The organism is Methylobacterium nigriterrae (genome assembly GCF_037106235.1).
Classification (GTDB): Bacteria; Pseudomonadota; Alphaproteobacteria; order Rhizobiales; family Beijerinckiaceae; genus Methylobacterium; species Methylobacterium nigriterrae.
This window is the reverse complement of record NZ_JBAWTG010000150.1, coordinates 1-10,384: the sequence shown is the minus strand read 5'-3', so window position 1 is coordinate 10,384 and position 10,384 is coordinate 1. Positions and strand designations below refer to the sequence as shown.

The 10,384-nt window shown below is 66.0% G+C and carries 8 protein-coding genes and 3 pseudogenes; 9 read left to right on the top strand and 2 right to left on the bottom strand.

Translation table 11 applies throughout. The features are described 5' to 3' along the window. Nucleotides 1–94: 94 nt before the first annotated feature. The 8 genes and pseudogenes from WDW90_RS31820 to WDW90_RS31785 form a co-directional block, all read left to right on the top strand. Nucleotides 95–208 (top strand): annotated as a pseudogene (locus WDW90_RS31820) (AtzH-like domain-containing protein); the annotation flags it as partial. A gap of 267 nt (nt 209–475) precedes the next feature. Then, a complete protein-coding gene (locus WDW90_RS31815) occupies nt 476–1,552 on the top strand; it encodes a PAS domain-containing sensor histidine kinase (RefSeq protein WP_336491587.1) in 1,077 nt (358 codons plus the stop codon). Next, entirely contained in the window at nt 1,549–2,172 is a 624-nt protein-coding gene (locus WDW90_RS31810) for a response regulator transcription factor (protein WP_336491586.1), read from the top strand. The genes WDW90_RS31815 and WDW90_RS31810 overlap by 4 nt, the downstream gene beginning before the upstream one ends. A 146-nt stretch (nt 2,173–2,318) precedes the next feature. Continuing rightward, nucleotides 2,319–3,611 (top strand): amidohydrolase family protein, encoded by a 1,293-nt coding sequence (locus WDW90_RS31805; protein ID WP_336491584.1) that lies wholly within the window; start codon nt 2,319–2,321, stop codon nt 3,609–3,611. Between the two features lie 48 nt (nt 3,612–3,659). Further along, nucleotides 3,660–4,196: a DUF1097 domain-containing protein gene (locus tag WDW90_RS31800; protein WP_336491583.1), complete on the top strand. Its 537-nt coding sequence runs from the start codon at nt 3,660–3,662 to the stop codon at nt 4,194–4,196. Between the two features lie 160 nt (nt 4,197–4,356). Further along, nucleotides 4,357–5,904: a gamma-glutamyltransferase family protein gene (locus WDW90_RS31795; RefSeq protein WP_336491589.1), complete on the top strand. Its 1,548-nt coding sequence runs from the start codon at nt 4,357–4,359 to the stop codon at nt 5,902–5,904. A gap of 197 nt (nt 5,905–6,101) precedes the next feature. Then, nucleotides 6,102–6,419: a hypothetical protein gene (locus WDW90_RS31790; protein ID WP_336491581.1), complete on the top strand. Its 318-nt coding sequence runs from the start codon at nt 6,102–6,104 to the stop codon at nt 6,417–6,419. Nucleotides 6,420–6,450: 31 nt separating this feature from the next. Continuing rightward, nucleotides 6,451–6,669 (top strand): hypothetical protein, encoded by a 219-nt coding sequence (locus tag WDW90_RS31785; protein ID WP_336491580.1) that lies wholly within the window; start codon nt 6,451–6,453, stop codon nt 6,667–6,669. A 239-nt stretch (nt 6,670–6,908) separates the two neighbouring features. Here the strand turns inward: WDW90_RS31785 and WDW90_RS31780 are convergent. Next, a pseudogene (locus tag WDW90_RS31780) lies at nt 6,909–9,223 on the bottom strand (Tex family protein). A gap of 415 nt (nt 9,224–9,638) precedes the next feature. Between WDW90_RS31780 and WDW90_RS31775 the strand changes: the two are divergent. Then, the gene (locus tag WDW90_RS31775) at nt 9,639–10,049 is read left to right on the top strand and encodes a hypothetical protein (protein WP_336491578.1); all 411 of its coding nucleotides are present in this window, start codon (nt 9,639–9,641) and stop codon (nt 10,047–10,049) included. A 236-nt stretch (nt 10,050–10,285) separates the two neighbouring features. Here WDW90_RS31775 and WDW90_RS31770 read toward each other — a convergent pair. After that, nucleotides 10,286–10,384 (bottom strand): annotated as a pseudogene (locus WDW90_RS31770) (extracellular catalytic domain type 1 short-chain-length polyhydroxyalkanoate depolymerase); the annotation flags it as partial.

Here is a 10,384-nt window from a genome sequence, read left to right as displayed (position 1 = left end):
CCTTCGCGCGCCTTTCGCCTGCGGAGTGCCGCAACTACTTCTCGGCCGCCGGCTACGAGGATGACGCTTGTGCTTCCAGCTGATCGGGACCCGCTCTAGTCTCGGCCAGACCGGGCGCCAGAGTCAAACCTGGATACGATTACCTGACGGCTGGAAGATTGTCGCCGCCCATGTCAGCAGGATCGCCGACGCGCAGGAAACGTTGTGAGCAGAGCTGCGCGCGAGCCGGAGTCAGAAACCGAGCAACGAGTTCGATCACTTTTGCTGCCAGAAGGCTTTATTCCTCGCCCGCGATCATCCGCCTCTTCCTATCAAGAGGGGGCGCGAACGGATGCGGCTATCGATGTTCTGGTCTGCCGTTGGTCGGGCGCGGATTGTCGACGACGCGCGAGAATGTGGTCGACATTCGCTCGGTTGCCGTCGACAGCAAGCGTTGGCAGGCGTAGACCAGCGGAGGTACTCGGGGCTTGCCGTCATGGCTACGGAGAGCAGTCGCGACGGGTGGATACAGAGCGCGCTGCTCGACAATATTCCCGACATGGCGTGGCTCAAGGACAGAGACTCCCGCTATCTCGCCGTCAGCACGACCTATCTCGAAGCTCTCGGCGGAACTGCGGACAGGGTCATCGGCCGGATGACCGCCGAGGTTTGGCCATCTGACATCGCCGAGGTCTATCTAAGGACGGACCGGGCCGTGCTTCGGAGCGGGCGTCGGCGCCGCTACGAGGAGTGCCGGCGCGATGCCGACGGGCAGCTGCGCTGGTACGACACCATCAAGTCGCCGATTCGGAACAAGGCCGGGCGCATCGTCGGAACGGTCGGTATTTCGCGCGACATCACGGAGCGCAAGGCTTCGGAAGAGGAGCTTCTCGCGTCCCGGGCGCAGCTGCGGAAGCTGTCTGAGTTCGAGCAGCGCGCCCGCGAAGAAGAGCGTGCAAGGATCGCGCGGGAGCTCCATGATGAGCTGGGGCAGACACTCACCGCGATGAAATTGGATCTCGTCTGGTTGAGGGAACGGCTCCCGGCGGAGCCCGCGACCGGCGTTGCCCGGCTCAATCGCCTGATCAGCATCGCCGACCAGGCGGTCGTCGATCTGCGCCGCATTGCAACGGAGCTTCGCCCCATCATCCTCGACGAACTCGGTCTGCACTGTGCTATCGAGTGGCTGGCGCAATCCGCGACCGAACACGGCGCGCTGCCGGTCCAACTCGTGTTCGACAGGAACGATTGCACGTATGATCCGGACGTGAGCACGGCCGCTTTCCGGATCGTCCAAGAGGCCCTAACGAACGTGGTCCGGCACAGCCGGGCGACGTCGGCGCGAATCGCGGTTCGCCATCTCGACGGATTGCTCTTGATCGAGGTCAGTGACGACGGTTGTGGCATCAACTCGTCAGCAGGGGCAGGAGACCGGCTCGGTCTCGCAGGGATGCGTGAACGCGCCCGCCTTCTCGGCGGATCGGTCGAGATCGACAGTTCTGCCGTGCAGGGCACGGCGGTGACGGTCCGTCTACCCTTCAAGACCTCCGGCCCGAGAAGGAGGCGGACATGATCCGCGTCTGGATCGCCGACGACCACACGATCTTCCGGGAAGGATTGAAGCAGATCCTCGTCGAGCAGCCGGATTTCGCCATCGTCGGCGAAGCCACTAACGGCGATGACCTGATCCACCGATTAGCCGAGGCGCCCTGCGACGTGGTGCTGCTGGACCTCTCGATGCCGGGACGCAGCGGTATCGGTCTCGTCAGAGACGTCGCGCGGCGTCCCGGCGGACACCGCGTCGTCGTGCTCAGCATGCACGAGGAGCAGCAATACGTCATCGAGGCCCTGAAGGCCGGCGCGAGCGGATACGTCACCAAGAGCAGTGCGTCGGACCAGCTCTACCAGACCATCCGCAAGGCGGCAGCCGGCGAGCGCGTGGTCAGTTCGACCGCGTCGGAAGCCCTCCTCCGGCAGTGGCTCGAACCTGAGCCGGCACATGCAAGTCTGACGCCTCGCGAGCGGCAAATCTTCGATATGCTGGTGGCGGGGCGCAAAGTCTCGGCGATCGCGCGTTCCCTGAAGCTGAGCGTCAAAACGGTCAGCTCGCACAAATGCAATGTCCTGTACAAGATGAACGCCGAGACGACAGCCGATCTCGTTAGGTACGCTCTTGCCCGTGGACTGGCCTGACGCTGCACTGCAGCTCGGAAAAGTCTGAGGCCGTTCCCGGATCCGGCCGATTGCCAGCGATCAGGTCGGCTCGCTAGGGTGCAACCAAGGCGTGATCCTGAAGCGGTCCCAGCGGGACGGACCGGGCGCAAACGCGAGGTTTCACGATGGAATTCGTAATTCGGCGCGTGCGAATCGATGACGAGCGGCCGCTGATGGATATCGGCATTGAGGCCGGGCGCATCGTCGAGATCGCGGAAGCCATCCCGGCCATCGGCGGCGAAGAGATCGATGCTGGAGGGCGTGCGGCGCTCCCTGGTTTCATCGAGCCGCACCTGCATCTCGAGAAGGCGTTCCTGCACCGGCGCTTGCCCGCCCGCTCCGGCACGCTCGAGGAGGCGATCCGCGTCACGGGCATTCTCAAGGCCAAACAGGAGCGCGAAGACGTCCTCGAACGGTCGCGGCGCGTGCTCGATATGGCGGTCAAGAACGGGACGACCCTCGTCCGAGCCCACCCGGACGTCGACCCGATCCAGGGGCTCGTCGGCGTCGAGACCGCGGTGCAGCTGCGGGACGAGTATCACGATCTCCTCGACCTTCAGATCGTCGCCTTCCCGCAGGAAGGCATCCTCAAGACCGCGGGCGTCGAGGATCTGATGGAGGAGGCGCTCGACATGGGCGCCGACGTCGTCGGAGGCTGTCCCTACAACGAGATGAGTTGGGACGATACGATGGCGCATATCGACCGCGTGTTCGACATCGCCGCGAAACACGGCCGTCCAATCGACATGCACGTCGATTTCGCCGACGACACGCGTGATCGACGCTTCGCCTCGGCCCGCTACATTGCCGAGAAGACCATCGCCACCGGCTACCGGGGCCGCGTCGCCCTCGGCCACGTGACGAGCCTCGGCGCCTTGGAGCCCGACGAGGCGAAGCCGGTGATCGAGCTTCTTCGCGAGGCCGACATCCACATCGTGACCCTACCCGCGACCGACGTCTACTTGGGCGGCCGCGGCGACACGGCGAAGCCCCGCCGCGGATTGACGCCAGTGCGTGCGCTGCATGCTGCCGGCGTCAACGTCGCCTACTCCTCCAACAACATCCGCAACGCCTTCACACCCTTCGGCAAGGCCGACCCTCTTCAGATCGGTAACCTGCTCGCGCACCTTGTCCAATTCGGGACGCCGGAGCATCAGGGTGAGATCCTGAAGATGGGCACGGAGAACGCGGCACGTGTCGTCGGCGTATCCGAAGATTACGGTTTGGCCGTCGGAAAGCAGGCCGACATTGTCATCCTCGACACCTTCAGCGTCGCCGACGCATTGCTCGACCTGCCCGCCCGCTCCTGGGTGTTGAAGCGCGGCCGCGTCACGGTCGTCACCACCGTCGAGAGCCGCATCTGCCGCGGTTGCGGACGGACGCACACGCCGACCGCGTCCGGTTCGACCCGATCCTAGTTCGACAAGGTGCGAACTTACGCGCCGACCACAGAGGGAAAACACGCCATGAGGAAGCCGCCCGCCGAAATCGTCGCCTCCACGCTCGCGGTGACGACGCTCTTCATCCCACACCACCTGCCGCCGTGGGCCATCTTCATCGGCTGGGCCGGCACATTCGCGGCCGGAGGGCCGAAGCCCGAGGTTCTTCGCCGGATCTGGCCCACCATGGCATTGGGCTCGTGCGTCGCCTGCATGATCGTGCTCGGATTCCAATTCGCAGCCCTCCACCTGACCGGAGCAGCCCTCGTGGTCGCCCAATGCGCGATCCTGTTCTGCCTCAATGGATCCATGATGGCATTGGGGCGCTTCGAGCCGCTGAGCTTCATCCCGGGCATGTTCTTCGGCTTCGCGTCGTACTTCGCCACCTATTTCGGTGGGTTCGGGCCTGTGCCGAAGGATCCCTTCGTGGCGCTGGCGTCCGTCCTCGCGATGAACGCGCTCGGCCCGGTCTACGCATGGCTGACGGCAAAGCTCGGCGCTCATCATCATCATCCTGTCGTCGAGGAGGCCCCGGCGGCCCGCCCCGGACCGCTGACTTCGTGATCCTCATCTGCGTCCTCGCCGCTCACTCGCCCCGCCCACGCGAGGGCAAACCTTGAGCTTGATCATGCGCCATTCTCGAACCGCCGTGCCTGCCGGGCTCGCTCTGAAACAGGACATGTCGGAACACCACGCCCCCGCCCTCGCCGTGTCAGCGCGGGGAATGGTGACAAGCCCGCATACGCTTGCGAGCGAGGCGGGCCTTAAGATCCTGCGAGAGGGCGGCGACGCGGTCGAGGCGGCCATCGCCGTCGGCGGCGTGCTCGCCGTGACCTATCCGCACTTTTGCGGACTCGGCGGTGACGCGATCTGGATTGTGGCGGACCGCGATGGGCGGCGCACGACGCTGATGGGAATCGGCCAGGCGGCCGCGCACCCGCCCGTCTTCGAGAGCGCGATCCCAATGCGTGGTCCGGCTTCGACGCTCGCGTCCGCGGGCGTCGTCGACACTTGGCGCCTCGCCCACGAGTATTCGCGGCGTCTCTGGGGTGGCAGAGTCAGCCTCTCCTCGCTGCTCGACCCGGCCATCGCTTATGCTCAGGACGGCTTCCCCTACACGCCGTCGCAGGCGTTCTGGACGGACTTCCGGCAGAGTGAACTCGCCGGCTGGCCCGGCTTCGCCGACATCTTCCTGCCGGGCGGACGAGGTCCGCGAGTCGGCGAAGCGTTCGTGCAGAAGGCTCTGGCCCGCAGTCTCAAGCTCATCGCCACACACGGGCCGCGCGACTTCTACGAGGGCGAACTTGCGGCATCGCTCGCCAGAGGTCTGGCGGAGGTGGGATCGCCGTTGACCGCGAGCGACTTGCGACGGACCATCGCGACGGAGGAGGAGCCCGTCGCTCTCGACTACCGTGGCCTGACGCTTCTCGCCCCGCCACCACCGACGCAGGGCGTAACGACTCTTGCCATCATGGGCATCCTAGAGCGCCTCGGTGTCGGCACGGTGGCGGAAGGGAGTGCGGAGTATTTCCACCTCTGCGTCGAGGCGGTGAAGCAAGCCTTCCTGGACCGAGCGGAGATCGCCGATCCCGCGTTCATTGCACCGCCGCTCGACCTGTGGCTGGGGGACGCACGCCTGGCCGCCAAGGCCGCCGCGGTCGACCGCCGCCGTGCCCTGCCGTGGCCTCACAGGTTCCGCACGGGCGACACCGTGTTCTTCGGCGTAACGGATCAGCAGGGGCGTAGCGTCAGCGCGCTCCAAAGCACCTATTTCGACTGGGGCAGCGGGGTCGTCGTCGGCGATACCGGCGTCCTCTGGCAGAACCGAGGCGCCGCCTTCAGCCTCGACAAGGCAAGTCCAAACGTCGTTCAGGGCGGTAAGCGCCCCTTCTACACACTCAATCCCGGCATGGCGTTGAAGGGCGGCAAGCCGCATCTGCTCTACGGCACGCAGGGCGCCGACGGGCAGCCGCAGACGCTCACTGTGCTGCTGACGCGGCTGATCGATTACGGTCTCGATCCACTCGATGCGCTGACGAGGCCACGGTTCCTCCTTGGCAGAACCTTCTCGGACGGCCGGGACACGCTGAAGCTCGAGGCATCCGTTAGCGACGCCACGGTCGCGGCTTTGGAGGGTCTGGGCCACGTGATAAGCCGGATTGCGCCGAACAGCCCACTCGCCGGTCAAGCAGGTGCGATCGTGGTCGAGAGCGAGGGTCGAGTGGTGGGCGCCCATGATCCGCGCAGCGACGGACTCGCGCTGGGACTTTGAGTACGGGAAGGCCGAGGCCGGGCAGGCCGGCAAAGAGCGGACGAGGGAAATTCCGTGATCCGAAGATCACGGAAAACGCCCTAACCTGCTATGATGTCGCATCATCTTGCGCCGAGCCTGAGTTCATTTCGGCGGAAAATGCTCTAGCAGCCCCAAAATTCCACAGCAACTGCGCTCCCTCCCGGCTAACATGGGGCATGAGCAACGTTGTCCACCTCGATTTCGGAAGCCAGCGCCAGGACAAGCCCCCAGCCGAGGCCGTGCAGGTAGCCACGGCGGTCTGCCTCTACGGCGAGGAGGCCGGCTATCGGGTCGGCCTCGTGCAGGACGACAGCGGCCCGGAGGGCCCGGTGCTCAGGGTCTTTGTCGGCGTGGTCGACAGTGACGAGGTGGAGGCGGTCGCCGTCACGCCGGCAACGCCAGAAGGCCGGATCGTTGCGGATGCGATCGGGATGGCGATCCTGCGCGCGCTCGAGATCGTGGGCAGCCGGGACGACGGCTCCGCCGCGGCTTAAGCTGCTGTCCATCAGGGTGCTCGCAGCAGCGGTGAAGCTGCTGGACGAGTACAAGCTGGAGCCACCGCCACTCGCTGTCGATCTGCTCGAGCGTGTGCGCGACGACGAAGCTCATGCCGACGAGCCGGATGGAGCGAGCGAGGAGCCTGAGCCGTTCAGCGCCGAACCAACTGAACTGGACGACAGGGGCGAAGAACCCGGAAAGATCGCCCGTCTCTTTGGTGCTCTGCGGGTCGCGGCCCGGGCCTAAGATCATTCAGAGATTGCCGGACTTGAATGCACCTACTCGCCGCCGACACGGCTAGCCTTTTTTGTTTTCGAGGCATCCTCGCTGGGCAAGTGCAGTTCCTCGGTCGGAGTGGCCTGGGAGCGATGTACGAGACACGCGCCCACTCCATCGTCAGCCAAGCGCCGGAAGCGGCGACTGCCGCATGCGCTCTGGTGACCTTGCGCTCGCTGGCCGGTGCTGCTGAGCCCTCAGACTCACGATCACTTCTTCGATGAGCCTGCCCGGCGAAACGCCTCCGCGAGCGCGCCACCGCCGTCGCGAACGTCCGGTCGGCCGACCGCCTGAACCGGCTTCCCGAGCGGGGCCGTCTCTCGCTGTCGCGGACCCGACGTCGATTCGATCAGGTCGTCGAGCCGCATTGATAGCGAGATGCGCCTGCGCGGGACATCGACGGCGAGCACGAGCACCCGCACGACGTCGCCGGTTTTAACGACCTCTGCGGGTGAGGCGATCCGTTTGCGCGCCATCGCAGAGATGTGCACGAGCCCGTCCTGGTGGACGCCCACGTCCACGAACGCGCCGAACGCCGCCACGTTGGTGACCACGCCCTCCAGCTGCATGCCCGGCTGGAGGTCGGCGATCCTCGCGACGCCCTCCTTGAAGCTCGCCGTTTTGAAGGCCGGGCGCGGGTCACGACCGGGCTTCTCGAGTTCGGCGATGATGTCGCTCACCGTGGGCACACCGAAGCGGACATCGGCGAAGGCAGCGGGAGAGAGAGCGTGGCGAGCGCGGACGCGTTGCCGATCAGCGCGCGGATGTCGCTCTTCGTGGCCTGCAGAATGCGCCGCACGACCGGATAGCTCTCCGGATGAACGCCGGAGCTGTCGAGGGGATCGTCGCCGTCCCGGATACGCAGGAAGCCAGCAGCGAGCTCGAATGTCTTCGGCCCCAGGCCCGGTACGGCCTTCAGGGCGCTGCGGGTTCGAAACGGGCCCTGGGCGTCGCGGTGCGCCACGACCTTGGCCGCCACTGCCTCGCCGAGACCGGAGACCCTGGCGAGCAACATTGGCGAGGCCGTATTGACGTCCACGCCGACCGCATTCACCGCGTCCTCGACGACCGCCGTCAGCGCGCGCGAGAGCTTCTGCTCGCCGACGTCGTGCTGGTATTGCCCAACGCCAATGGACTTGGGATCGATCTTCACGAGCTCGGCCAGTGGGTCCTGCAGGCGGCGGGCGATCGACACGGCGCCGCGGTGGGAGACGTCGAGCCCCGGCAGCTCTTGCGTGGCGACGGCGGAAGCCGAGTACACTGACGCGCCGGCCTCCGAGACGGTCACCTTGACCATGCGGACCTCGGGATTGGCAGCGATGATCTCCGCCGCCAGCTTGTCGGTCTCGCGCGAGGCAGTGCCGTTGCCGATCGCGATGAGTTCGACCCGGTGCTGGCGGCACAGATGGCCGAGCGTTGCGATGGCTTCCGCCCAGCGGCGCTGCGGCTCGTGCGGAAAGGTGGTCTCGAAAGCCAGGACCTTGCCGGTAGCGTCCACCACTGCCGCCTTCACGCCGTTGCGAAAGCCCGGATCGAGACCCAACGTGGCGCGCCCGCCCGCCGGGGCAGCGAGCAGAAGATCGCGCAGGTTGCCCGCGAACACCTTGACCGCAGCCTCCTCGGCGCGCTCGAACAGCCGGGTGCGCAGATCCCCCTGGATGCCGGTGCGGATCTTCGTGTGCCAGGCCACGCGTACGGTGTCGAGCAGCCAGCGATCGCCCGGACGTCCCCTGAAAGCGATGCCATGACGCCGGCAGATCGCAGCCTCGAAAGGGCCCGGAATGCCGGGCTCGGAATCCTCGCCCTCGGCTGCGAGTTCGACGTCGAGCACACCCTCCTTCTCGCCGCGAAACAGCGCGAGGATACGATGCGAGGGCATACGTTCCAGGCGCTCGCGCCAGTCGAAGTAATCGGCGAATTTGGCCCCCTCGGTTGCCTTGCCCTTGCGCACTTTCGAGACGGCCGAGCCGGAACGCCAAAAATCTTCGCGCAATCGGCCGATCAGGTCGGCATCCTCGGTGAAGCGCTCGATCACGATGGCCTTTGCGCCCTCCAACGCATCCTCGGGTGTGGCTATGCCCCTGTCGGACGACACGAAGCCCGCAGCGGCTCGCTCCGGAGCGGTCTCAGGGCGCGCAAGCAGCGCCTCGGCGAGTGGACCCAGACCCGCCTCTCGCGCCGTCTGTGCCTTGGTTCGCCGCTTGGGTTTGAAGGGCAGGTAGATGTCCTCCAGCCGCGCCTTCGTATCGGCCGATGCGATGGCAGCCGCGAGCGTCGGAGTCATCTTGCCCTGCGCTGTGATGCTCGCGGTGATTGCTTTGCGCCGATCTTGCAGCTCACGTAGGTAGGCCAACCGCTCCTGCAGCGTGCGCAGCTGCGCGTCATCGAGGGAGGCGGTCGCCTCCTTCCGATAACGGGCGATGAACGGCACGGTGTAGCCCTCGTCGAGCAGCTTGACCGCTGCGGCAACACGCGACTCGGTTGCCGCCAGTTCCTCGGCGATCAGCTGGGTTATCGTTCTCATAGGCGCTCCGGGAGATGCGCAGGCAGAAGCCGGCTCTGCCAGCCCTCGTGGCATACGCCTCAAGCCGCCGAAAAGAAGGCCGGAAACGCCGATCGCAGTGTACCCGCCGCAGACCTGATCCGGTTTACCTATGCCGTGCGTTAACCCTCGGATGTTCCCGCTACGCCGACGGCGAAGATCTCTCAGCAGCAGTTGGCCTGGGTAACGTCCGCTGCCCCCTTTTGGTGAGGCAGGTGAAGCAAGCCTCGGCCAGAAAAGAGGCTTCCGACCGGTCGCACCGATCCGCCCTCCCGGGCATGCTTGAGCGCGAGCAACGTTGGGCGGGGCTTACCCTCCGGGACTCATCGAGCCGCTGGGGCGATGCATCCCTCCGCGACGATTGGGCGTTCTCGCTGCACAGCAGCAGGAAGGGCCCATGATGACGACACGGCGTTCCGTCTGGCAACTCCTCGGCGCCCTCGTGCTCTCGGCGCAGGCCCACGAGGGGCCAGTTGCCGCCGCGGACGAGTCGCCCACCGGCCCGCCGGGCACCACCGTGCTGACGATTTTCCTGCGCCACGATCAGACCAAGACCGTCGACCAGATCAATCAGCACCTCAAGCAAACCGGCTGGTTCCGCGAATTTCCGCCGGCCGGCGTCGAGGTGGTAAGCTGGTCCGTGATGATGGGCATCGGGCAGGTGGTGACGCTGCGCTTCCCGCCCGAGCGGCTGCGAGATGTCAACATCCTGATCGAGCGCGCGGCCTGGGGCGGCTTCCGGACCGAGTTCTACCCGACCTACGACTACTACAAGCTCTACGAGGACCTGAGGCCGAAGCTGAGCTGATCACCCTCCGGCCTTGCCTTGCGGATCGGGCACCAATCGCATCACGGTGGGACGGCGTGCGCGATCAGGCTGCAGCGGATGAACAGAGAGCAGGTCGCGCCCTCCTTGGTCGGGGACAACTGGGACAATTCTCTAGAGATCGTCTTCCTCTTGTCCCTGTGATCCCCGGGTCATCCCTCCGTCCAAAGGCAGAGCCCCTCTCTCGGATTGGCTCACCCTCCCGACGGGTGTGACCATCAGTGTCGTGTCTGGGCGGTGGTGCTCGCGTGAGCCAGGAAGAAGCGCATCATCTCCCGGCTCGCATCGGGGCCGCGCGGGTCGGTGTACGTCCCGCT

Excerpts from the sequence above, each read along its gene's own strand:
- WDW90_RS31815 (WP_336491587.1), top strand. The coding sequence starts at position 476 with ATGGCTACGGAGAGCAGTCGCGACGGGTGGATACAGAGCGCGCTGCTC.
- WDW90_RS31810 (WP_336491586.1), top strand. The coding sequence starts at position 1,549 with ATGATCCGCGTCTGGATCGCCGACGACCACACGATCTTCCGGGAAGGA.
- WDW90_RS31805 (WP_336491584.1), top strand. The coding sequence starts at position 2,319 with ATGGAATTCGTAATTCGGCGCGTGCGAATCGATGACGAGCGGCCGCTG.
- WDW90_RS31800 (WP_336491583.1), top strand. The coding sequence starts at position 3,660 with ATGAGGAAGCCGCCCGCCGAAATCGTCGCCTCCACGCTCGCGGTGACG.
- WDW90_RS31795 (WP_336491589.1), top strand. The coding sequence starts at position 4,357 with ATGGTGACAAGCCCGCATACGCTTGCGAGCGAGGCGGGCCTTAAGATC.
- WDW90_RS31790 (WP_336491581.1), top strand. The coding sequence starts at position 6,102 with ATGAGCAACGTTGTCCACCTCGATTTCGGAAGCCAGCGCCAGGACAAG.
- WDW90_RS31775 (WP_336491578.1), top strand. The coding sequence starts at position 9,639 with ATGATGACGACACGGCGTTCCGTCTGGCAACTCCTCGGCGCCCTCGTG.